Source organism: Dactylosporangium sp. CS-033363 (genome assembly GCF_050942475.1).
In the GTDB taxonomy this organism is placed as follows: Bacteria; Actinomycetota; Actinomycetes; order Mycobacteriales; family Micromonosporaceae; genus Dactylosporangium.
The window spans coordinates 10,737,867-10,759,142 of record NZ_CP192032.1; the positions used below are offsets into that span (position 1 = coordinate 10,737,867).

21 protein-coding genes are annotated in these 21,276 nt (G+C 72.6%); 5 read left to right on the top strand and 16 right to left on the bottom strand.

Annotated elements, in window-relative coordinates:
• Nucleotides 1-2: 2 nt before the first annotated feature.
• Entirely contained in the window at nt 3-761 is a 759-nt protein-coding gene (locus ACQPZ4_RS49600) for a 2-phosphosulfolactate phosphatase (RefSeq protein WP_433053316.1), read from the top strand.
• A gap of 2 nt (nt 762-763) precedes the next feature.
• Here ACQPZ4_RS49600 and ACQPZ4_RS49605 read toward each other — a convergent pair whose 3' ends face one another.
• From ACQPZ4_RS49605 to ACQPZ4_RS49645, 9 genes are all read right to left on the bottom strand, one after another.
• Nucleotides 764-1,273, bottom strand: coding sequence for a hypothetical protein (locus ACQPZ4_RS49605; RefSeq protein ID WP_433053319.1), 510 nt, complete (start codon nt 1,271-1,273; stop codon nt 764-766).
• A gap of 74 nt (nt 1,274-1,347) precedes the next feature.
• Nucleotides 1,348-1,740: a hypothetical protein gene (locus ACQPZ4_RS49610; RefSeq protein WP_433053322.1), complete on the bottom strand. Its 393-nt coding sequence runs from the start codon at nt 1,738-1,740 to the stop codon at nt 1,348-1,350.
• A gap of 13 nt (nt 1,741-1,753) precedes the next feature.
• Nucleotides 1,754-2,497 (bottom strand): hypothetical protein, encoded by a 744-nt coding sequence (locus ACQPZ4_RS49615; RefSeq protein WP_433053325.1) that lies wholly within the window; start codon nt 2,495-2,497, stop codon nt 1,754-1,756.
• A 69-nt stretch (nt 2,498-2,566) separates the two neighbouring features.
• Nucleotides 2,567-3,511, bottom strand: a complete 945-nt coding sequence (locus ACQPZ4_RS49620; RefSeq protein WP_433053328.1) for a glycosyltransferase family 2 protein — start codon at nt 3,509-3,511, stop codon at nt 2,567-2,569.
• 12 nt (nt 3,512-3,523) lie between these two features.
• Nucleotides 3,524-4,699: an acyl-CoA reductase gene (locus ACQPZ4_RS49625; protein ID WP_433053331.1), complete on the bottom strand. Its 1,176-nt coding sequence runs from the start codon at nt 4,697-4,699 to the stop codon at nt 3,524-3,526.
• Nucleotides 4,700-4,752: 53 nt separating this feature from the next.
• On the bottom strand, nt 4,753-5,802 hold the full coding sequence (locus ACQPZ4_RS49630) for an acyl-protein synthetase (protein WP_433053334.1): 1,050 nt from the start codon (nt 5,800-5,802) through the stop codon (nt 4,753-4,755).
• Complete coding sequence (locus ACQPZ4_RS49635; protein ID WP_433053337.1) at nt 5,799-7,121, bottom strand: AMP-binding protein; 1,323 nt, start codon at nt 7,119-7,121, stop codon at nt 5,799-5,801. Before ACQPZ4_RS49635 ends, ACQPZ4_RS49630 begins: the two co-directional genes overlap by 4 nt.
• On the bottom strand, nt 7,118-7,861 hold the full coding sequence (locus ACQPZ4_RS49640; RefSeq protein WP_433053340.1) for an SDR family NAD(P)-dependent oxidoreductase: 744 nt from the start codon (nt 7,859-7,861) through the stop codon (nt 7,118-7,120). Before ACQPZ4_RS49640 ends, ACQPZ4_RS49635 begins: the two co-directional genes overlap by 4 nt.
• A complete protein-coding gene (locus ACQPZ4_RS49645) occupies nt 7,845-8,090 on the bottom strand; it encodes an acyl carrier protein (protein ID WP_433053343.1) in 246 nt (81 codons plus the stop codon). Before ACQPZ4_RS49645 ends, ACQPZ4_RS49640 begins: the two co-directional genes overlap by 17 nt.
• A gap of 89 nt (nt 8,091-8,179) precedes the next feature.
• Here ACQPZ4_RS49645 and ACQPZ4_RS49650 point away from each other — a divergent pair, with 89 nt between their 5' ends.
• Genes ACQPZ4_RS49650 through ACQPZ4_RS49660 form a run of 3 tightly spaced genes read left to right on the top strand, consistent with a single transcriptional unit; the run spans nt 8,180 to nt 10,499 of the window.
• A complete protein-coding gene (locus ACQPZ4_RS49650) occupies nt 8,180-8,689 on the top strand; it encodes a GNAT family N-acetyltransferase (RefSeq protein WP_433053346.1) in 510 nt (169 codons plus the stop codon).
• 3 nt (nt 8,690-8,692) lie between these two features.
• A complete protein-coding gene (locus ACQPZ4_RS49655) occupies nt 8,693-9,217 on the top strand; it encodes a SigE family RNA polymerase sigma factor (RefSeq protein WP_433053348.1) in 525 nt (174 codons plus the stop codon).
• A gap of 1 nt (nt 9,218) precedes the next feature.
• Nucleotides 9,219-10,499: a hypothetical protein gene (locus ACQPZ4_RS49660; protein WP_433053351.1), complete on the top strand. Its 1,281-nt coding sequence runs from the start codon at nt 9,219-9,221 to the stop codon at nt 10,497-10,499.
• Between the two features lie 5 nt (nt 10,500-10,504).
• Here ACQPZ4_RS49660 and ACQPZ4_RS49665 read toward each other — a convergent pair whose 3' ends face one another.
• Complete coding sequence (locus tag ACQPZ4_RS49665) at nt 10,505-11,731, bottom strand: FAD-binding oxidoreductase (RefSeq protein WP_433053354.1); 1,227 nt, start codon at nt 11,729-11,731, stop codon at nt 10,505-10,507.
• 194 nt (nt 11,732-11,925) lie between these two features.
• Nucleotides 11,926-12,873: a hypothetical protein gene (locus ACQPZ4_RS49670; protein WP_433053357.1), complete on the bottom strand. Its 948-nt coding sequence runs from the start codon at nt 12,871-12,873 to the stop codon at nt 11,926-11,928.
• A gap of 173 nt (nt 12,874-13,046) precedes the next feature.
• On the opposite strand from ACQPZ4_RS49670, the gene ACQPZ4_RS49675 reads away from it, so the two are divergent.
• Nucleotides 13,047-15,122: a S9 family peptidase gene (locus tag ACQPZ4_RS49675; RefSeq protein WP_433053360.1), complete on the top strand. Its 2,076-nt coding sequence runs from the start codon at nt 13,047-13,049 to the stop codon at nt 15,120-15,122.
• 146 nt (nt 15,123-15,268) lie between these two features.
• Here ACQPZ4_RS49675 and ACQPZ4_RS49680 read toward each other — a convergent pair whose 3' ends face one another.
• The 5 genes from ACQPZ4_RS49680 to ACQPZ4_RS49700 all read right to left on the bottom strand — a co-directional run bounded on the left by ACQPZ4_RS49680 (nt 15,269) and on the right by ACQPZ4_RS49700 (nt 21,259).
• Nucleotides 15,269-16,225: a threonine ammonia-lyase gene (locus tag ACQPZ4_RS49680; protein ID WP_433053363.1), complete on the bottom strand. Its 957-nt coding sequence runs from the start codon at nt 16,223-16,225 to the stop codon at nt 15,269-15,271.
• A gap of 76 nt (nt 16,226-16,301) precedes the next feature.
• Complete coding sequence (locus ACQPZ4_RS49685; RefSeq protein ID WP_433053367.1) at nt 16,302-17,273, bottom strand: TAXI family TRAP transporter solute-binding subunit; 972 nt, start codon at nt 17,271-17,273, stop codon at nt 16,302-16,304.
• A 14-nt stretch (nt 17,274-17,287) separates the two neighbouring features.
• Nucleotides 17,288-17,698 (bottom strand): roadblock/LC7 domain-containing protein, encoded by a 411-nt coding sequence (locus ACQPZ4_RS49690; protein WP_433053371.1) that lies wholly within the window; start codon nt 17,696-17,698, stop codon nt 17,288-17,290.
• Nucleotides 17,698-20,226, bottom strand: a complete 2,529-nt coding sequence (locus ACQPZ4_RS49695) for a sensor histidine kinase (protein ID WP_433053373.1) — start codon at nt 20,224-20,226, stop codon at nt 17,698-17,700. Before ACQPZ4_RS49695 ends, ACQPZ4_RS49690 begins: the two co-directional genes overlap by 1 nt.
• An 805-nt stretch (nt 20,227-21,031) precedes the next feature.
• Nucleotides 21,032-21,259 carry a hypothetical protein gene (locus tag ACQPZ4_RS49700; protein ID WP_433053375.1) on the bottom strand — a complete coding sequence of 76 codons (228 nt, stop codon included), beginning with the start codon at nt 21,257-21,259 and terminating at the stop codon, nt 21,032-21,034.
• Nucleotides 21,260-21,276: the final 17 nt, after the last annotated feature.

Below are 21,276 nucleotides of genomic sequence, written 5' to 3' on the forward strand. Positions count from 1 at the left end.
CCATGGCCGAGGGCGTCTACAGCCAGCCCGGCTCGGGCGCCCGCTTCGACTGGGGCCCGGCGGGCGCGGCGGAACTCGCGCGCGTCTGCTCGGTCCTGGTCGTGGTCGACGTCCTGTCCTTCTCGACCGCGGTCGACGTGGCGGTGGGCCGTGGCATTCGGGTACACCCGTTTCCGTGGAGCGACCAGGCGGCGGCCTACGCCAACCGCCTGGGCGCCGCGGTAGCGGTGGGCCGTAGGCAGGCGAACGCCGAGCAGCCGTGGAGCCTGTCCCCGGCGGCCTTGCAGTCGGCCCCGCTTGTGGACGAGCTCGTCCTGCCCTCCCCGAATGGCGCGACAATCTGCTCGGCGGCCGCGTCGACCGGGGTCCCTGTGGTGGCGGCCTGCTTGCGAAACGCTCCGGCGGTGTCGCGCTGGTTGCACGCCCACGGCCACGGCACGCCGACAAGCCCGGTGGGCGTGATCGCGGCCGGCGAACTGTGGCCGGACGGCACGCTGCGCCCGTGCGTCGAAGATCTTTTAGGCGCGGCGGCGGTACTGGACGGGCTGTCGATGCTTGGCGCCCCGCTGTCGGTGGAGGCGGCGGTGTCCTTGGCTGCCCTCGCGGCCGTGCGCAACGTGGCGGCGGCGGTGCGGCGGTGCGTGAGCGGGCAGGAGCTGATTCAGCGCGGGTTCGCGGAGGACGTACGGCTGGCCTCCCAGTCGGGCGTCTCACATACCGTGCCGATCATGACCAACGGCGAGTCCTTCGCCCCCGCCTAGCGTCAGAAGAGCCGCTCCTGACCGGGCATCGCCTCGTCGTCGAGGGGACCCGCGATCTGCCAGAGCCGCACGACGCGCTCCTCATGGCTGCGGGTGAGCCACCGGCCGGCGCCATCCGCGGGATAGATCGAGTTCTGCGTCATCGGAACCGGGTACTCCACTGTGGACCGGCACCGCATCGAGCGCGCGGACAACAGCAGATGCTCCTCGAAGTCGGTCTCGAAGTCATCGAGGTTCACCGCGACGACGACCAGCTCGTCGGAGACGACCGCGGCGGCCTCGAGCAGCCACATCCGTCCGGTGTGCGCCGCCGGTCCCGGAACGTCGTCGATGTGCCGAGCGGCCACGACCTGATCGGTGGCGACCGCGCGGACGGTGAGGAATCCGTGCGGCATCGCGAAGTACCGGTCGCCCGATGGCGTGAAACCGACGAGCCTCTCGCCGGCGAGCGGCCGCAGCGCGATCCGGCCGGATTCGAGCCGGACCAGCCAACTTCTCGAGGAGTAGCCCATGGCGACATGCAGCCCCGTCTACACGCCGGCCGGGTCGCTGACGAACAGGCCCTCGCCATTGGTGGTTTCCAGGTTCACGCGAGCGATCTCATGCCCGGTCGCCGCCTCGACCGCCACGAGCTCGTCCACGGGTGGCCGGTGAACCCACAGCACGCCGTGGAATCGAGATGGCATCCCGGCGACGCGGCGACGCCACGCTCCCAAGGCGTTCGCCACAACAGCTGCCCCCGGTAGTCCACGACGGCCAACTCTTCGCCGGTGGAGACGGCGACATGGCGATCATCGGCGCTGACTCGGAACCGCTGCTCGCCGGTCGGCACGTTGACCAGTGCCTTGAGCCGCAATCGGCTGTCGAGTATGCGCACCGCCGGCGCGGACGGTTCGGTGACCACCCACCCGACCCCGCCGACGTGCGTGATGTGCTCCATGTCCGGCAGGGATGCCTCAGCGATCAGGCTGGGACGCATCGCAGCAGGATAGTCAGCCGCCGACGTCGCAGTAGACGGCCATTGTGGTGCGGGGTGGGTCGGCTGTCTCCGGGACATCCCGCGGTGACAGCATTTCGCCCGCGTGCGAGCCGGCGCAGTACTCCCCCGAATACGGCACGAACTCCCCGCCGACGACCCTGCCCGATGCGTCGCGGTACACCAGCGCTGCGCCCGTAGCCGACAGCCCCGTGCACCGCACCTCCCCCAAATTCGCCGGCAGCAGGAAGTCCCCATCGGACTCCGGCGCCCCATCGAAGCGTTGGAACAGGCGGTTTTCCGGCTCCACCGCCACCCAGTGCGTGGTGCTCAGCACGACCTCCGCCCGCGCCACCAATGACACCCGCTCCGGTGGCACCGCAAGCGTCGCCCCCACCGGTAAGGCGGCCCCCGGCAACACCATCGGCAGCGTGGACGACGGCAGGTCCGCCACCACCCCGCCGCCGGCGTCCAGCAGGCGGACGCTCATCGAGGTGCGGTAAGCCGCCCAGGCCGGCGACCGGTTCGCCACCAGTGCGCCCACGCTGAAGGTCGAGGCCCCCAACCGGCTGGTGCCCGACTCCGCCACCGCCAGGCCGTCCTGCACCGGGACCTCGTTACCCAAACCCTGTGGTGGGCGGGCCGAGCAACTGCTGCCGCCACCGCCGTCGTCAGCACTCCAATGCCGCGCCGCCGAGCCCGAGAGCACCAGGACCAGCGCGACCGTCAGAACCAGAACCGTGAAACGCCCCCGTGTCACACGAACCAGGCTGCGCCCCGCCCGGGGAAGACCACAAGCAGCAAGCTCCGCCTGTGGATAACCCCGGAACTACAGGCTCATCTCGTACACCGAGGCGTGGCCGACATGGTCGCGGATGACGTAGGTCGGGCGGCCCATGCCGTGGGCGTGGACGCGGCCCAGGTACTCGCCCAGGACGCCGATGCCGATCATCTGGGCCGAGGAGAAGATGGTGACCAGGGACGCGAGCGTGGTGAAGCCGGCGACCTTGGTGTCGCCCGTGAAGTACAGCCAGATCAGGCGCATGGTGAGCAGCACCCCGCACACGCCGATCAGGAAGCCCAGGTACGTCACCAGGCGGAGGGGCTTGGTCGAGTACCCGAGGATCATGTTGACGGCGTGCTTGGTCAGGGATCGCAGCGTGAAGCCCGAGCGGCCCTCGGTGCGCTGGTCCATGCGGACCACGACGGAGCCGACGCGGGTCGTGGTCCAGGACAGGGCGATGTCGACCGAGACGTGCGGGCCGCTCACCTGGTCCAGGCCGGCGCGCAGGAAGGTGCGGAAGATGCGCAGCGCGCCGAGGACGTCGGCGTTCGGCACGCCCATGGTGCGGCCCATGACCAGGTTCTTGGCGCCCCAGGAGGTCAGGTTGCGCAGCGGGCCGTGCTCCTCGGACTCGGCCACCGCGTACACCACGTCCAAGTCGTCAGTGAGCGCCGCGACCAGCTTCGGCAGCTCCTCCGGCGGGTGCTGCAGGTCGTCGTCCATGGTGATGATCCGGGCGCAGTTGGCCGCGCGGATGCCGGCGATCAGGGCGTTGTGCTGGCCGTAGTTGCGGGCCATCCGGATCGCCTGCACGGCGGGGTGCTCGGCGGCCAGGTCGCGGGCGGCGTCCCAGGTGGCGTCGGTGCTGTCGACGACGAGGATGATCTCGTGGATCGGGTCGATCCCGGGCAGGACCGCATTGAGCCGCTCGACCAGCCTCGGCAGGATGCCCGCCGAGCGGTAGCAGGGCACGACGACGGAAACAGACACGGGTAGTACCCCCTAGGCGATCGTGATGATGCGCGTGAACTCGTGCAGCAGGTCGAGGCCGTCCCAGACGCCGGCGAAGGTCAGGGCCTGGCCGAACGGGACGATGCGGTCGAGGCCGCGGCCGGCGACGAGCGTGACGAAGTCGTCGAGCTCGGTCAGGGTGAAGCCGAAGTGCGCCAGGGTCTGGTCCTTGCGCCGGATCGCGGGGGCCAGCTCGGCGAGCGAGCCGGCGGTGACGTGGCAGACGGTGCCGGCGCCGAGCCAGCCGCGCTGCAGCTCGCCCAGGGAGGCCAGGTCGACCTCGGCGAGCGCGTTGCCGGCGAAGGCGACCCGGGTGGCGGCCCCGTCGGCGGCGAGGCCGTAGGTCGCCACGTACTTCTCGACCGCCATGGCCGGCTCGACGGTCCAGCCGCGCAGCGAGATCTCCTCGGCCATCAGGCCGGTGAACTCGGCGCGGGCATCCGCGACCGCTTCATGAGATCCGACCCAGAACAGCGCCCGCGGCGAGGAGCAGGCCGCCTGGTCGAACCAGTACAGGTCGTTGGCGAACCCGGCCACCGCCGCCCGCCGCTGCGCCGCCGTGGCCGAGCGCCAGCCGGCGACCGAGATGGCGGCGAACGAGCTGCGGTCCGGGAACGCGAGCTCGCGCGCGAGCGGCCGGACCGGGTGGCGGCGCAGGGCGGTCACCGAGGCGTCCCCGCCCCACAGGACCCGCAGGTCGCACACCGCGCTGAGGGCCGCCGTCAGGGTGTCGTCGCGCTCGTACGTCACCATCCGCTGCGTCTGCGCGATCGCCGGGTCGGCGTCGGCGAGCACGTCGTTCAGGGCGGCCAGCACCGCCTCGGCCGCGCCCGCCGAGCGGTTGGAGATCCGCACGACGTTGTGGTTGCCGGCCAGGGCGGAGAGGGCCCAGCTGTACACGAAGATCGTGTCCACGTTCGCCGGCGGGAAGTGCAGCACGAGGCCGCGGGGCGCGCGCCGCTGCCCGGCCACCCCGTCGCCGAGGCGGGAGACGGCCCGGGCCAGCTCGCCCTTGCGCAGGAAGAAGCCGAGCGAGCCCAGTTCGGGATGGCGGCGGGCCACGTCGGGGCGCAGGAGGCGGCGGGAGAACTTGGTCAGGAAGTCGCGCACCCGCTCGTCGCCGACGACCAACGGGCCGCCGGAAGGCGCGGCAGTGACCTCGGCCAACAACGAATCAAGATCGAGCTGACCGGAAAAATGCGGAAATTTCACCACAAAGCTCAAACCGACGCTCCCACAAACGTGTCGCTGCACCCACGCGCCTCGGCGCGCGGCAAGCGGCCCAGGATCGAGAACCGCTTCCCGGGCCAGGAACCGTCGTCCACCCCGTGCACCACGCCCAGGTCCTCGGTCAGCAGCACATGCCCCGGGTACGACTCCGGCAGCGTCGACACCACCTCGACCAGCCCCGGCCGGCCGGGCGGCAGCGGCTCCCAGGTGTCCGGGTCGCGGATCACCACGTCGGCGAAGTCCGGGCAGTACAGCGAGTCGCCGTCGGGCCCCTCCAGGTACACCACGCCGATCTGCTCCACCATCCCGTAGAAGTTGTGGATGCGGGTCAGGCCCGTGTCGCTGCGGAAGGCGCGGCGGAACTCGGCGTTGCCGACCCGGCGATCGGCGAGCTTCTTCCAGCCGCCGGAGTGGATCAGAATGCCGTTGGACAGGTCGAGCTTGTGCTCGCGGGCGAGCTCGTAGAGGTACAGCCAGACCATGAACGTGAAACCGAACACGAGGAACGGGCGGTCGCCGTGGGCATCCAGAAAGGAGCGGACGGCCGCAAGCGAAGGGCGGCCCTCGTCGTCCAGGGCCCAGACGTGGTCGCGGCCGAACGTGACCATGCCGAGCACCCCGGCGCCGCGGGCGCTGAACGAGCGCCGGTCCTTGATGATCGCCTTGGTGTCGACCACGAGCATCGGCAGCCGGCGCGGGCCGAGGACGGTCTGGATGGTCGCGCCGAGCATCCTGGTCTGCGCGGCGGCCGCCTCCTTGTCCAGGTAGATGCGGCTCACGTCGCCGGTGGTGCCGCTGGAGGTGAGCACCTTGAAGACGGCCTCGTCGGGGATGCTCTTGAGGGCGCGGGTCTTGAACAGCCGGACGGGCAGCCAGGGCAGCTCGGCGGTGTCGCGGTAGACGCGGCCGACGGGGTGGCCGGTGGCGGCGAGGATGTTCGCGTACGCCGCGCCGCGCGCCCGGTGCCGCTCGGTCAGCTCGATGAGCCGGGGCAGCAGCCGCGCGTCCTTCTGCGCCTGGTCCAGGGTGAACACGCTCATGAGGCCAGCGCCCGGTAGTCGACCTTGCCGTTGCTCAGCAGCGGGAACGCGTCGATCGCGCGCACGTCGAACCCGGTCCAGTGCAGCTTGAGCCGGTCGGCGAGGGAGCGCCGAAGGTGCGGCGGCTCCCCATCCGTGACGAACACGATGACCTTGTCGTCGCCCGAGACGGCCGCGGCCGGGACCGGCAGCATGCGCTCGATGTCGTCCAGGTTGAGCCGCACGCCGAAGACCTTGCCGAAGCGCTTGCGGCGGCCGTCCAGCCAGAGGTACCCGTCCGCGTCGAGCCGGCCGAGGTCGCCGGTGACCAGCAGGCCCCCGTGGTCGTCGCCGCGGGCGAGGTCGGCGGCGGTCTCGGCGTACCCGAGCATGACGTTCGGGCCGCGGTAGAGCACCTCGCCGCGCACGTCCGGGGCCGTCGTCTCGGTGCCGTCCTCGAGCCGGATGCTCAGCCGCCCGCCGGGGACCGCCGGGCCGACCGAGCCGAGCTTCTCGCCCAGGCGGCCCGCGGGCAGGGTGGTCAGGCGCGGGGCGGCTTCCGTCTGGCCGTACATGACGAACAGCCGGCCGCCGACGGACGCCATCCGCTCGTGGAAGTCGCCCACCAGCTCCGGGCGCAGCCGGCCGCCGGCCTGGGTGAGCGTGCGCAGGCTCCGGTGCCGGGCGGGGTCGAAGCGCAGGCGGACCAGCATCTCGTACTGCGACGGCACCAGGGCCAGGGAGGTCACTCCGAACTCGTCGACGGCGGGCCAGAAGCCGCGGCCGAGCAGCCCCTCGCCCTCGACGACCAGGGTGGCCCCGGCGGTCAGGTGGGTGTTGAGGACCGACATGCCGTAGCTGTAGTAGAACGGCAGCGCGCTGATCGCGACGTCGTCGCCGGTGATGCCGAGGGCCTCGACGATCGAGTCGGCATTCGCCAGCACCGCGCGGCGGGAGAGCCGGACGAGCTTGGGATTGCCGGTCGAGCCCGACGTGGCCAGCAGCACCGCGAGATCGGGATGCGGCGCGGTCCTCGGGTCCGTCGCACGCACCCGGTCGGCGAGCTCCGCGGGCACGGGCCCGAGGACGGCGGCCGGCTCGAAGCGATCCACGAGCTCCAGCAGCGTCTCGTCGGGCAGGCCGGGGTCGAGCAGCGCGACCGGGCGGCCGGTCTCGAACGCGGTGACGTACCGCAGCACCGACTCGACCGTGGTCGGCATCCGCAGGAACACCATGCCGGGCGGGACGTCGGCGAACAGCTCGGGGCGCACCAGGTCGCGCACGACCTCGCCGGTGGCCGCGTCGATCAGCCGCGCGCCGGGGTGCAGCAGGGCGGTCACACGACCACCCCGCCGTCGACGCCGATCACCTGGCCCGTGACGAACCGGGCCCGCGGGGAGAGCAGGAACGCCACGACGTCGGCGATCTCCTCGGGCCGGCCCAGGCGGCGCAGCGGGGTGGCGGCGATCCGCTCGGCCCGCCCGGCCTCGTCCAGGGTGGACAGCATGTCGGTCTCGACGAACCCGGGGGCCACCGCGTTGACCCGGATGCCGGCCGGGCCCAGCTCCTTGGCGGCCGCGCGCGCGAGCCCGGCCACGGCGGCCTTGGACGCGCCGTAGACGGCCTGACCGGCGGCACCGGACGTTCCCATGACCGAAGCCAGGAGCACAACAGCAGGTGTCGTACCGCGCCGCAGCAGCTTCACCGCCGCCTGCAGGGTGTGCGCGGCGCCGGCCGCGTTCACCGCGAACAGCCGGTCCACGGCCTCGGCGCCCATCATGCCGAGCAGCCCGGCCTCGTGCACGCCCGCGTTGACGACCAGCGCGTCGAGGCGGCGGTGGCGCTCGAAGACGGCCCGGACCATGCCGGCCACGTCGTCCGGCCGGCTCACGTCGCCGTGCACGAGCAGGTGGTCGCCGGGGATGGACTCGGCCGCGGCCTTGGCCGAGCTCTCCTCGCGGCCGTGCAGGACGATCCGGTACCCCTCGGCGGCCAGGGTCGCCGCGATCGCCCGGCCGATGCCGCGGGACGAGCCGGTGACCAGGGCGACCCGGGGCGAGGCTTCAGCCGGCGAGCGCAACGTCGTGCTTCCCCAGGATCTCGACGGCCTTGCCGAAGGAGCTCAGGTCGATGACCTCGTCGGTGTCGATCATGACGTCGAACGCATCCTCGATCTCGGCGACGAGGGTCAGGTGGGCCAGCGAGTCCCATTGTTCGATGCCGCGGTACTCCAGCCGGTCGACGTCGAGGTCCTGCGGCAGGCCCAGCGCCGTGCGGAACGCGGCGCGGAGACGGTCGAGGTTGCTCATCGGCGGTCCTTCGGGTCGGCGCATCCCGGGGGGCCATGCGCGAGTTGTACGGCTTGTCACGCGGTTCAACGACCTAGGAGGTCCCGAAGGTGCTGCGCGAGGCCCGCGAGTCCGACGTGGAGACGATCCGCACCTGGCGGAACCACCCCAAGACCAGGGGCGCGAGCATCCACACCGCGTTCATCACGCCGGAGGGGCACGCGCTGTGGTGGGGCAAGGTGCGGGCGGACCCGGCGCGGCGCGTGCTGATCTTCAGCTATCGCGGCCGGGACTGCGGGGTCGTGACGTTCAACGACCATGACCCTTCCGCCGGTACCGCGGAATGGGGCTTCTTCCTCGACGTCGACGGTCTGGAGGCGCGCGGGGAGCTGCTCCCCGCCTGGATGGAGCTGGAGAAGGCGGCGGTCGGCTACGCGTTCGACGAGATGGGCCTGCGCGCGTTCGGCGGGCGCACCCTCGCCTGGAACAAGGCGGTCATCGCGCTGCACCGGCGCTTCGGTTTCGAAGAGATTCCCGCCCGCCGGTACACCACTGAGGTCGAGGGCACCGAGCAGCTGGTGGTGTGGACGGAGAAGTCGCGGAAGTCGCGTACAACCTGAGGCATGACCGCACCCGTCCAAGGGGGCATGGGCGACCACGACTACGTCGAGTACGTCACGGCCAGGCTGCCGGCGCTGCACCGGCTGGCCTACGTGCTCAGCGGCGACGCGCACCGCGCCGACGACCTGGTCCAGCAGACCATCACCACGCTCTACGTGAAATGGTCGAAGGTGCGCCAGGTCGACAACCTGGACCGGTACGTGCGCAGCATGCTCGTCAACACCTTCATCGACCAGCGAAGACTCGCCTGGTCGCGGGTCCGGCTGTTCGCCGAGCCGCCCGAACGGATCGCGCCCGAGCCGGATCAAGACGAGCGGACGGCGGTGCGCCAGGCGCTCGCCCGCGTTCCGCGCCGCCAGCAGGCGGTGCTGGTCCTGCGCTTCTTCTACGACCTGCCGGTGGCCGAGGTGGCCGAGATCCTCGGCGTCTCGGTCGGCACGGTGAAGAGCCAGACCGCACACGGACTGACGGCCCTGCGCCGGCTGCTCGGCGAGCAGACCGTCGCCGCCCTGACCAAGGAGCGCTGACATGGTGGACCTGAACGAGCACAACGCCGGCGACCTGTTCCGGGCCGGGCTGGACCCCGAGTCCCCGCGCCCGCCCCGCGTCTCGATCGCCACGGCCATCCACGACGGCCGCCGCCGGCGCACCTCCCGGCGGCTCGCGGTGGCCGGCGGGGCCGCGGTCGCGATCGCGGTCGCCGTGGCGGTGCCGGCCGCGCTGGCCGCGACCCGCAACGACAGCGCGCCGCCCGGCCTGAACCCGACGGCGCCCGCGGCGTCGCCCTACCCGGCCATCACGGACACGGGCACCCCCGGCCCGACCCGCTCGGGCCCCCCGATCGGCGCGACCCCGGGGGCCTCGTTCGCGGCACCGCCCTTTGCCGAGGCGCCCACCGCCTGCGACGTCCACGCGCTGGCGGGGACGGCGGACGGGACCGCGACGCTGGTGACGGCGGGCTCGCCGGACGGCGCCGTGCACTTCGGCCAGCAGTACCGCAAGGGCGAGGCCGCGGTCGAGGTGGTGCGCTGGCGGGCCGGGCAGCCGGCCGTGGTGGCCGTCCCCGGCGCCGATGCGGAGGTCGTGGCGGTCAACAACGGCGGCGATGCGGTCGGCAACTCGAAGTTGGACGGGCAGCCGACCGCCTGGCGGCTGCGGGGCGACACCGTCACGCCGCTGCCGGGCCCGGGCGAGGCGTACGCCCACGCCGTCAACGTCCAGGGCGACGTGGCCGGGAACCGGGGCGCCGACGACGTCAGGGGCCGGCCGGTCGTCTGGCGCGGCGGCAACCCGTACGCGGACCTGCCGCTTCCGGCCGGCGCGACCGGCGGCCGGGCGATGGCCATCGACGAATGGGGCTCGGTCTTCGGCTCGGTCGCCTTCGGCGCGCGCGTGGTGCCGTACTCCTGGGCCGCCAACGGCACCGGCACGCAACTGCCGCTCCCGCCGAACACCGGCTCGGCCACCGTCACCAGCGCCCGCAGCGGCTGGGCGACCGGTACGGCCGGGGACGGCGCGAGCGCCCGGCCGGTCCGCTGGAGCACGCTGGGCGGCATCGTCGTGGTCCTCGAGGGCATCAAGCCCGCCCCCGGCGAGGTGAACGCGAACGGCATGGTGCTCGGCCGGGCCGACGACGGGCGTGCGGTGCTGCTGGCCGGCGAGAAGCGGATCGTGCTGCCGGCGATCCTGGACCCGACCGGCGACCGGCCGAACCTGGCCACGGCCCTCAGCGACGACGGCCGCACCATCGCCGGCCGAGCCCTCGGCGCCGACGGCACCGTCCAGGCCGTCGTCTGGACCTGCCGCTAGGCCCCCTACGAGATGTCGGGCACGCGGCCCGGCGACAGGCGGTCCTCGGGGTCGAGGGCCAGCTTGAGCCGGGCCGCGGCGCTCGGCAGCGGCTCCGGGCCGTGGCTCTCCACCAGTTCGCGTAAGTCCAGCGGGGCGCGCAGCAGGGTGCAGCCGCCCCCGCCGCGGGCCAGCAGGACGGTCCGGGCGGCGGTCAGCATGCCGTCGAGGCGCTCGGGGGTGACGGTGTCGGGCAGCGCGACGTGGGCGACGCCCAGGCCGACCGAGCCGCGCACGGGCACCGGCAGGCCGGCCGCGTCGCGCAGGGCGTAGACGACGGCGAACAGCTCGCTCGGCCGGCCCCAGATCTTGAGCGCCACGTCGTCAGCCGCGAACGGGTAGCGGCCCCACCAGGCCGGCGGCAGCGACTCGACGGCCGCCCCGCCGCCGAGCAGCTTGGCGGCCGACTCGGCGCGGTGGGCGACGAAGACCTCGTCGCCCTCGAACAGCGCGGCGAGCTCGGCCGGGCGCGCGCCGATCCCGCCGGGCAGGTCGGCCTCGATCGCCACCGGCTCCAGCGGCGAGGCGACCAGGGCCTCGGTGAGCTGCTGGACCTCGCGCGGGGTGGAGACCGGCCGGACCACCCAGGCCCGCGCGGGCGGCAGCGGCTCGAGCCGCACGGTCGCCTCGGTGATGACGCCGAGGGTGCCGTAGGAGCCGCAGACGTACCGCTCCAGCTCCTGCCCGTCCACCGCCCGCACCAGGCTGCCCTCGTCCAGCGCGACCCGCACGCCGGTCACGAGGTCCCGCGGTGCGCCGAAGCGGTGGCGCAGCGGACCGGCCTCGTTGGTCGCCAGCACGCCGCCGAGGGTCGCGGCCGGGGAGCCGACGTCGAGCGGCAGCCGGCGGTGGTGCCTGGCCAGCAGCGCGCGCAGGGCCCGCAGCGGGGTGCCGGCCGCGATGGTCGCCGTCGGGGCGCCCGGGGCGTAGTCGAGCACGCCGGTCAGCCGGCTGACGTCCAGCAGCACGTCCGCGTGGCTCGGCGGCACGCCCCAGTCGAGCTTGGTGCCGGCCCCGGACGCGACGACGGACAGGCCCTCGGTCGCCGTGAAGCGCAGCACCTCCGCCACCCCGGCGGCGTCACCCGGCTCGGCCACCCAGCCGACCGGCACGCCGTCGACCGTGTCGGCCGGGCCCGCCTCCCACGCGTGGTCCGGCCCGCACGCCTCGGACAACGCCTCGATCACCGTCACCGCAGACTCCCGCTTCCCTGGTGTCACCAGCCGTGGACATGGGGAAGATCGGTCGCTGGGATTCGCGGCTGCCCGGACGACGACGACATGGTCCAGGCATTCCCAATGACACGTTCGAAGTACGCCCGGAGACCGGTTGATTCACATGGCGCATCAACCGACACCGAACATACGTTCGAAAGCCTATGGGGTTGTCACGACAGTCGCAAGACCTGCTTGAGGAACGCCGCCCGATCGGCGGTGGCGGCGGCGAACGCACGCAGGTCGTTGCCGGTGGCGTAGTCCTTGCGCTGCTTGGCCCCGGCGACGGCGGCGACCAGCTCGGCCCGCTCGGCCTCGGGCACGAGGGTGTCCTGGCTGCCGAACTGCAGCAGCACCGAGCGCTTGCCGCCGACCGCCACGTACGGGCCGGCGTCGAACCGGGACAGCGAGTCGAGGTACGCGTGCCAGTCGGCCGGCACCTTCTGCTTGACCATCCAGCGGGAGAACCGGCTGGTCCCGCCGGCCAGAACCGCGCCGGTGATACGGGACTCCAGGCCGAGCAACACCGCGCCCAAAGCCGCACCGGAGTGGTGCCCGGCGTAGCCGACCCGGCTGCCGTCGCAGTCGCTGCGGCGGATGAGCAGGTCGAAGGCCCGGCGCTGGGCGAGCACGGCCGCCGCCATCAGGTTGGCGTCGGCGCTCGGGTCGCCGGTCGGCTTGATCGGCAGGCTCGGGATCATGACCAGCGCCTTCATCCGGGCGATGGCGGTGGCCTCGTCGAGCAGCTTGTCGCGGTCCCCGTCGGGGCCGGTGCCGAGGACGATGGCGGGCATCCGCAGCGTGTCGCCGGGGATGTCGGCACTCACCACGTACGCGGGCACGTTGTCGTTCCCGCGGGTGTCGGAGTACGTGATGTCCTCGAGGATGATCCCGTCGCCCGTGCGGCGGTCCGTGAGGTTCGCGTTGAGCGTCGAGCCCTTGTCGTAGTTGTAGAGCTTCTTGAGCTCCGCGATGGCGACCGGTTTGGGGACGTACCCCGAGGGGTCGAGCGTCGACGCGGCCTGGGGCTCGGCACTCGGCGAGGCTGGACCGCCTGCCGAGGAGCCGTTCCCCGTTCCCGGTGTCGTCGTCGATCCCTCGGAGCACGCTTGGACCAGCATTGCTGCCAGCCCGGTCACCCCGATGTGCAACACCCCACGACGCCGCACCGGCATCCCTCCGTGGTCTCGCCCGAACTACAAGACCATGACGGTACCGGCGTCGCTCTCTCCTAGTGGACAGACCGGCGAACGACGCGCGTGGTTGCGTGTGAAAACAGGTAACGTTTCCGAGCGTGACGAGCGAGCAGCCACCAGTCGCGAAGCGTGTCCCGCACGAGCGGGTCCAGCACGGCGACACCGTGATCGACGAGTACTTCTGGCTCCAGAACAGGGACGATCCGGACACGGTGGCCTACCTGGAGGCCGAGAACGCGTTCACCACGGCCGCCACCGCCCACCTCGAGCCGCTGCGCGAGACGCTGTTCAACGAGATCAAGTCGCGCACCAAGGAGACCGACCTCTCGGTGCCCACCCGCAAGGGCGGCCACTGGTACTACACCCGCACCGAGGAGGGCCGCCAGTACGGCATCCACTGCCGCGTGCGGGCCGCCGAGGGCCGCGACGCCCCGCCCGAGATCGGCGACGGCACCCCGCTGCCCGGCGAGGAGGTGCTGCTGGACGGCAACGCGCTCGCCGGCGACTCCGACTTCTTCGCCCTCGGTACGTTCGACCTGAGCGTGGACGGCAACCTGCTGGCGTACAGCACCGACTTCTCCGGCGACGAGCGCTTCACGCTGCGGGTGAAGGACCTGAGCACGGGCGAGGACCGGCCCGACGTCATCGAGAACGTCTTCTACGGCTCGGCCTGGTCGGCGGACGGCTCGACGTTGTTCTACACCACGGTCGACGACGCCTGGCGGCCGAACCGCGTGTGGCGGCACGCCATGGGCACGACCGGCGACGACGCGCTCGTGTTCGAGGAGCCCGACGAGCGGTTCTGGGTCGGCATCGAGCTGACCCGCTCGGAGCGCTTCCTGCTCATCGACGTGAACAGCAAGGTCACCAGCGAGGTGCTGGTGATCCCGGCCGACGCCCCGCTGAGCGAGCCGCGCTCGATCGCGCCGCGGCGGCAGGGCGTGGAGTACTCCGTCGAGCACCACGGCCACCGCTTCCTGATCCTGCACAACGACGGCGCCGAGGACTTCGCGCTGTCGTACACCTCGGTGGACGCCCCCGGCGACTGGACGGCGCTGATCGAGCACCACCCGGGCACCCGGCTGCTGCAGGTCGACGCGTTCTCCGGGCACCTCGTGGTCTCGCTGCGCCGCGACGGGCTGACCGGCATCCGGGTCGTGCCGCTGCACGGGGCCGCGCCCTACGACATCGCCTTCCCCGAGCCGCTGTACTCGGTCGGGCCGGAGGCGAACCTGGAGTACGACACCACGTCGTTCCGCCTGCACTACACCTCGATGGTGACCCCGGACTCGGTGTTCGACTGCAACCTCGACAGCGGCGCGCTGACCCTGCGCAAGCAGAAGCCGGTGCTCGGCGAGTTCGACCCGGCCCGCTACGAGCAGCACCGCGAGTGGGCGATCGCCGACGACGGGACCCGGGTGCCGATCTCCATCGTGGCCCGCAAGGGCGTCCCGCGGGACGGGTCCGCTCCCCTGACGCTGTACGGCTACGGCTCCTACGAGACCTCGATGGACCCCTGGTTCTCGATCCCCCGCCTCTCCCTGCTGGACCGCGGCGTCGTCTTCGCCGTGGCCCACGTGCGCGGCGGCGGCGAGATGGGGCGGCGCTGGTACGACGAGGGCAAGCTGCTGGCCAAGAAGAACACCTTCACCGACTTCGTGGCCTGCGCGGAGCACATGGTCAAGGCCGGCTGGACCGCCCCGGACCGGATCATCGCCCGCGGCGGGTCGGCCGGCGGCCTGCTCATGGGCGCGATCGCGAACATGGCGCCCGGGGCGTTCGGCGGGGTCGTGGCCCAGGTGCCGTTCGTCGACGCGCTCAACACGATCCTCGACCCGTCGCTGCCGCTGACCGTCACCGAGTGGGAGGAGTGGGGCAACCCGCTGGCCGACCCCGAGGTGTACGCGTACATGAAGTCCTACACGCCGTACGAGAACCTGGCCGACGTGCCGTATCCGGCGATCCTGGCGGTGACCAGCCTCAACGACACCCGGGTGCTGTTCCACGAGCCGGCCAAGTGGGTGGCCCGCCTGCGGGTGACCTCGCCGGCGAGCCACGTGCTGCTCAAGACCGAGATGGGCGCCGGACACGGCGGCCCGAGCGGCCGCTACGACGCCTGGCGCGAGGAGGCCTTCATCGCCGCCTGGCTGCTCGACAAAGTGGGCCTGGCCTAGCGGCGGGTCGGGTTGTCCACAGCCTGTGGAGAACTTGCTGTGGACAACCCGCCGTCCGCCTGTGGATAACTTGGGTCGAACGAGCGCCCGCGCGGCGCGTGACTGTGCGGATCCACACAGGCATTACCCACAGCCTGTGGACAACTTCAGGCAAACAAGCGCGCGGCCAGCTCAGGGGCGATGTTCCCACCGCTGATCACGGCGACGGTACGGCCCGCCGGCAGCTCGTCCCGCCGGTGCAGGACGGCCGCCGTGGCGACCGCGCCGCTCGGCTCGACGATCAGCCGCGCCTTGCGCGCCAGCGTGCGGACGGTGTCGAGGATCTCCTCCTCGCTGACCGTCACGATCGCGTCCAGGTAGGTCGACAGGTGGGCCAGCGTCAGCTCGGACAGCGGCGTGCGCAGCCCGTCGGCCACCGTGCTGAGCATCCGCTCGACCGGCCAGACCCGGACCATGCCCGCGGCCAGGCTCTCGGCCGCGTCGGCGGCGACCGCCGGCTCGACGCCGATGACCGCCACGTGCGGGGCCAGCGACTTGATCGCGGTGGCCACGCCGGAGGCCAGCCCGCCCCCGCCGACCGGCACCACGACCACGTCCACGCTGGAGAGGTCCTCGAAGATCTCCAGGCCGACGGTGCCCTGGCCGGCGATGATGTCCGGGTGGTCGTACGGCGGGATCAGCGTCAGCCCGCGCTCCTCGACCAGCCGGTTGGCCTCGTCCTCGCGCTGGGCCTGCGGGACCAGGATGACCTCGGCCCCGTAGCCGCGGGTCGCCTCGATCTTGAGCGGGGTGGAGACGTCGGGCATGACCACGGTGACCGGCACCCCGAGCGCCCGCCCGGCGTAGGCGAGGGCCTGGCCGTGGTTGCCGGAGGAGTGCGTGACCACGCCGGTGCGGCGGCGCTCGAGGTCGAGGCGGTGCAGGGCGTTGGTGGCGCCGCGGAGCTTGAACGCGCCGATGGGCTGGAGGCTCTCGGGTTTGAGCCACAGCTCCTCGGCCCAGGGGCTCGGGAGCAGCGGGGTGCGCACCACGAGCCCGGAAATCCGCGCGGCCGCGTCACGGATGTCGTCCAGGTGAACGAGGTTTTGCTGAAGTGCGGTCACGGTCGCAATCCTGACATCACCCGGCCCGGATCGCCCTCGTCCCTTGTGCCGAATGAGATCTCCCTAACGTCGGCGTTCAGCCGCTGCTGTAGTAGCGGGCGGCGCCCGGATGGAGGGGGATGGGATCGGTCTGCGGGGCGGTGCCCTTGTCGAAGTTTCCGCCCTCCGGATGGACCCGGCTCAGCTCCTGCTGGTAGTCGAAGAGCACCTTGGTCAGGTCGTGCGCGAGCTGCTCGGGCATGTCGGGCGAGACCACGATGAAGTTGCCCACCGCGATGGTGTCGATGTCGCCCGGCGTGTTGTACGTCGCCTTGGGGATCTTGGCCCCGCTGTAGACCGCCCCGTACTTGCCCGTCAGCGCGGGCAGCAGCGCGTTGAGCGGCAGCACGGTGAACGCGTTGGGCTGGTTGCTGAGCAGGTCGGCGATGCCGGGCGTGGGCAGGCCGCCGGTGAAGAACAGCGCGTCGGTGGTGCCGGCCAGCATGCCCTTGGTGGTCTCGGGCAGGGACAGCCGCTGGCGCTGCACGTCGGCGTCCGGGTTGAGCCCGCCGGCGGCCAGGATGCGCCCGGCCAGGATGTCCGCGCCCGAGCCCGCCGAGCCGGTCGAGACCCGCTTCCCACGCAGGTCGGAGAACTTCGTGATGCCCGCGCCCTTGCGCACCACGAGGTGCACGTAGCTCTTGTAGATCCGGGCCAGGGCGACGACCTTCTGCGGCTTGCCGTCGAAGGCGTTCTTGCCCGCGTAGGCGTCGGCCGCGGTGTCGGCCAGGGTCAGCGCGACGTCCATGTCACCGGTCGCGACCCGCTGGATGTTCTCGCCGGACGCGCCGGTCGCCTCCGCCCGGGCCTCGTACCCGGCCACGTGCTTGGTGATCAGGTCGGCGTACCCGCCGCCGAGCGAGTAGAAGACGCCGGTCGTGTTGCCGGTGGCGATGAACAGCCGGCCGCCGTGATACAGGTCGGCGCCCGGCCGCGCGGACGCGCTGGCGCAGCCCGCGGTGGCGAGGGCCACCGCCAGGAGCAGCAGCGCAAGGTTCCTGATCTTCAAGCCGACCTTCTCAATCAGCGGGACAAGGCGTCGCGCGGCAGCGGGTCCAGGGCGTCGGCGACGCGGTGGACCAGCATGGCGGTCTCGTAGCCGACCTGGCCGAGGTCGCAGCCGGGCGCCGCGAGCACGCCGAGCAGCGCGCGGTCGCCGACCGACATCACGATCATGACGCCGCCGTCCATGTCGACGATGGTCTGCCGCACGTGGCCGGCCTGCATGACCCGGGCGGCGCCGAACACCAGGCTGGCCAGGCCGCTGATCACGGCGGCCAGGTGGTCGGCCTGATCGATCGGCAGGTCGGCCGAGGCGGCCAGGCGCAGCCCGTCCCCGGACACAGTGATGGCGTGGGCCACGTCGGGCACCTGTCGCGCGAAGCTGACCATCAGCCAGTCGAGCTGTCCGGCGCCGTGGGTTTGCTGAGACATCACAATTCCTTGCCTGGTTGTCCTGGAGCGGTGCTGGTGGTGCGTCGTGCGGCCGCCGAGACCCCCTCAGCGAACGCGGACAGCCGGGACCGGATCTGCTCCGGATCGACCGCCGCGGCGCTGCGGCTCTCGGCAGGTGGTGCGGTGGTTTCCGGCGCCAGCTGGGCACCGGGACGACGACGAGGAAGATGTTGGTCCTGCTCCGACATCGAGCCACCTCCGGCACTGGAGGACGGGCTCCCCTGGCGTGGCGGCCATGTGCCGGGGGAACCCCAGGTGGTCTGTGCGCTGTACTGGGGCGACCGGACCGGCGCGGCCGCCGGTGGGGTGTCGGCCACCTGGGGCATGCCGCGCGGCGGGGTGTGACCGCCCGGCCTGCCCTGCGGCGGCGCCGGCGGCGGGGTGACTGGCCCGCCGGCACCGGGATCTCCGCTGCTCAGATAGGGACGGAACCACGGCGCCACGCCCCCGGCCGGCGCGGCCGCCTGGGTGGCGACGGGCTGGGGCGCGCGCTGCGGCTGGGACTGCGGCTGGGGCTGCCGCTGCTGCGGGATGTGTGCGGGCTGGCGCTCGAGCGGGGCGCCGACGGTCGAGGGCACCTGCACGGGCCGGCTCGGCGGCGCCTGTACCGCCGGAATCGTCACCGTCGGCGCCTCCCGGCCCGACGGCAGCGCGGACACCTGCTCGAGGAGCCGGTGCGGCAGCGCCACGTAGGCGATCGTCCCGGAGCCGGTGGCCTGCAGCTGCACCCGGACGCCGTGGCGGGCCGCGAGGTGGGAGACCACGTGCAGGCCCATCGTGCCGGCGGCGGCACTGGACAGCACGCTCGGCACGGCCAGCCGGGAGTTGATCTCGGCGAGCCGGGCCGGGAGGATGCCGATGCCCTGGTCGTGCACGCGGATCATGGCGCCGTCGACCGTGGCCCGCGCGTCGACGGTCACCGGCTCGGTCGGCGGCGAGAAGGCGGTCGCGTTCTCCAGCAGCTCGGCCAGCAGGTGCACGAGGTCGCCGACGATCGGGCCGGCGATGGCCAGGTCGGCCGGCTGGAACTCGACCCGCGCGTAGTCCTCGATCTCCGACGCGGCGGCGGTGATGACCGCGCCCAGCCCGACGGCCTTGGTCTGCGGCCGGCCGGGCTCGCCGCCGGAGAGGACCAGCAGGTTCTCCCCGTTGCGGCGCAGGCGGGCGGCGAGGTGGTCGAGGGCGAAGAGCCGGGCCAGCACGTCGGGGTCGGTCTCGTCGCGCTCGAACTCGTCGAGCAGGCGCAGCTGGCGGGTGATGAGGGTACGGATGCGCCGGGCCAGCACCTCGGCCATGCGCCCGACGTCGACGCGCAGCTCGGCCTGCTCACCGGCGAGGCGCAGGGCGGTGCGGTGCACGGTGCTGAACGCCTCGGCCACCTGGCCGACCTCGTCGTTGAGGGCGGCGATGCCCCGGGTGACCTCGGCCGCCGTCTGGCCGCCCTCCATGATCGAGGGGGCCGGGGCCGACGAGCCGGCCGAGACCGCGTTGATCGCGTCGGGCAGGTCGCGCCGGGCCACCTGCAGGGCGGCGCCGCGCAGCGAGTTGAGCCGGCGGGCCGTGCGCACGGCCAGGGCGATGGCGATGGCCAGGGCGCCGAGGGCCAGCAGCACCGTGACGAACCCGGTGGCCCAGGCCCGGCGGCTGGCGCCGACCGCGATCTGCTCGGCCCGGGCGTCGAGGCTGTCGGCGATCTCGACGCTGACGATGCTGACCCGGCGGATGACGCCGCTCTGGGCCACGAACCAGGCGTCGGCGTCGACCTTGAGGCCGGCCGGGTCCCGCTCGGCGTCGCGCACCTTGGCGGTCATGCTGTCGGCGTTGTCGACGTCCGTGCCGCGCACCTCAGTGGTGTACAACTGCAGCTCTTCGCCTGTTGCGACCCGGCGGAACTCGGCCTCGCGCTGGCCGCGGGCGCCCTCGACCAGGGCCAGGTTGCCCAGGTCGCCGGGCTGCAGGTTGCCGCGGCTGAAGATGGTGCGCAGCAGGTCGCGCTTGACGGCCGAGTAGTGCTCGACGAAGGCGCTGGCGGCCAGGGCGCGGGCGGCGTTGGCCAGCTCGATGTCCTCGATCTGGCCGGGGACGGCGTCGGCCACGGCGAGCAGTGCGTCGGCCAGGCCGCCGTAGACGACGTCGGTGACCAGGACGATGGTGGCCGTCCCGTTGTCGATGGCGGCCCGGGTGAACCCCAGCTGGCCGTAGTTCTCGCCGGCCACGCGGACCCGGGTGCTCAGCGCGGGCACGGCGTCCACGGCCTTGGCGGCGTCGGCGAAGAACCGCGACGCGGCCTGGTCGGTGCGCGCCCGCTGGGCGGTGACCAGGGCGGAGCCGCTCTGCCCGCCACGCTGGCGGAGGGCGGCCGTCTCGGCGAGCTCGCGCTCGATCTCATGGACGAACAGCACCGCGCTGGTGGCGGTGATGGTCAGCGTGCGGGCGTGCCCGGCGTCGCGGGCCGAGTTCACCGCGTTCGTGACCTGGATGCCGCCCAGGATGAACAGGCCGACCATCGCCACGATGATCGGCGCGAGAAGCTGCGCACGGACCGATTGGAACAGGCCCGCGCGCGGGCCACCGCCCCGCCGGTGACCGGCCACCGAGGTGTCCGTGCCAGCCGTACGGCGCGTCGGTCCGCCGGGGCCCACGCCGTGCCTCGGCACCGGGGCGCGGGAGGGGCCGCTGCCTGCCACCGCCTGGCCTCCTAAAAGTAGCGGCTCCGTTACGGAGAGTGCCGAAGAGAGCGCTCCAACACGGAGGTGTCGAAGTTGGATCCACTACGGAACACGATCAGGCACGCTACTGGAAGAGGTCGGATCCCTAAAGAGTCCTTAGCCGAACGGCCGAGTCGTTCTGACTATGCGTGACGTCGGCGTCGCGCAACGAACCAGGTTGCGGCCCCGGCGACCACCACGACGGCGCCGAACAAGATCCACATGGCCGAATGACCGGATGATGCTTCCACGGACGCGGGGGTCGGCGAGATCTCCCCGGGGGCCGGCACGGCACTCGCGGCGGGGCCTGCGGGCGCCCCGCCGGCCGGGGTCGACGGCGACCCGAGCGGACGGCCCGTGGGCGCCACGGGCGTCGCGAGCGGCGGAATCGTGCCGAGGTCGGCCGGACCGGTAAGGGTCGGCGAGGGTCCCATCGGTTCCAGGATGGCCGGCGGGCCGGGCAGGGGCGGGCCGGGCGGCGGCGTCGGCCCGAGGGCCGCGCCGCCGATCAGCAACGCGGCCACGAGCGACTTCACGCCCGTCCCAACGGCAGCCGCGGCGACCGGTTGAGCCTTTTGCGCGGATTAAGCGCAGCTAAAGCCGATCAACCGCGACGGTCGTTACTCCGGACCCGGACCGGGACGGCCTCGTCCTCCCGCAGGTTCTGCATGAACCTGTAGAACAGCGCGGCGGACAGCACCACGCAGACGGCCAGCACCGTCGCCGCGGTCAGGGCGGCACGCGAGGTCGCCACCCAGCCGGCGTCGGCGAGCAGGACGAGCAGCCACATGGCGGCCGTCGCCTTCAGGACGCGGTTGCGGTATCGACTCATGACGAGATGGATACCCC

What these genes read in the sequence shown, in the direction of transcription:
- ACQPZ4_RS49600 (WP_433053316.1), top strand. Translation starts at nt 3, where the DNA reads ATGGCCGAGGGCGTCTACAGCCAGCCCGGCTCGGGCGCCCGCTTCGAC.
- ACQPZ4_RS49605 (WP_433053319.1), bottom strand. Translation starts at nt 1,273, where the DNA reads ATGGGCTACTCCTCGAGAAGTTGGCTGGTCCGGCTCGAATCCGGCCGG.
- ACQPZ4_RS49610 (WP_433053322.1), bottom strand. Translation starts at nt 1,740, where the DNA reads ATGCGTCCCAGCCTGATCGCTGAGGCATCCCTGCCGGACATGGAGCAC.
- ACQPZ4_RS49630 (WP_433053334.1), bottom strand. Translation starts at nt 5,802, where the DNA reads ATGAGCGTGTTCACCCTGGACCAGGCGCAGAAGGACGCGCGGCTGCTG.
- ACQPZ4_RS49645 (WP_433053343.1), bottom strand. Translation starts at nt 8,090, where the DNA reads ATGAGCAACCTCGACCGTCTCCGCGCCGCGTTCCGCACGGCGCTGGGC.
- ACQPZ4_RS49655 (WP_433053348.1), top strand. Translation starts at nt 8,693, where the DNA reads ATGACCGCACCCGTCCAAGGGGGCATGGGCGACCACGACTACGTCGAG.
- ACQPZ4_RS49660 (WP_433053351.1), top strand. Translation starts at nt 9,219, where the DNA reads ATGGTGGACCTGAACGAGCACAACGCCGGCGACCTGTTCCGGGCCGGG.
- ACQPZ4_RS49670 (WP_433053357.1), bottom strand. Translation starts at nt 12,873, where the DNA reads ATGCTGGTCCAAGCGTGCTCCGAGGGATCGACGACGACACCGGGAACG.
- ACQPZ4_RS49690 (WP_433053371.1), bottom strand. Translation starts at nt 17,698, where the DNA reads ATGTCTCAGCAAACCCACGGCGCCGGACAGCTCGACTGGCTGATGGTC.
- ACQPZ4_RS49695 (WP_433053373.1), bottom strand. Translation starts at nt 20,226, where the DNA reads ATGGTCGGCCTGTTCATCCTGGGCGGCATCCAGGTCACGAACGCGGTG.
- ACQPZ4_RS49700 (WP_433053375.1), bottom strand. Translation starts at nt 21,259, where the DNA reads ATGAGTCGATACCGCAACCGCGTCCTGAAGGCGACGGCCGCCATGTGG.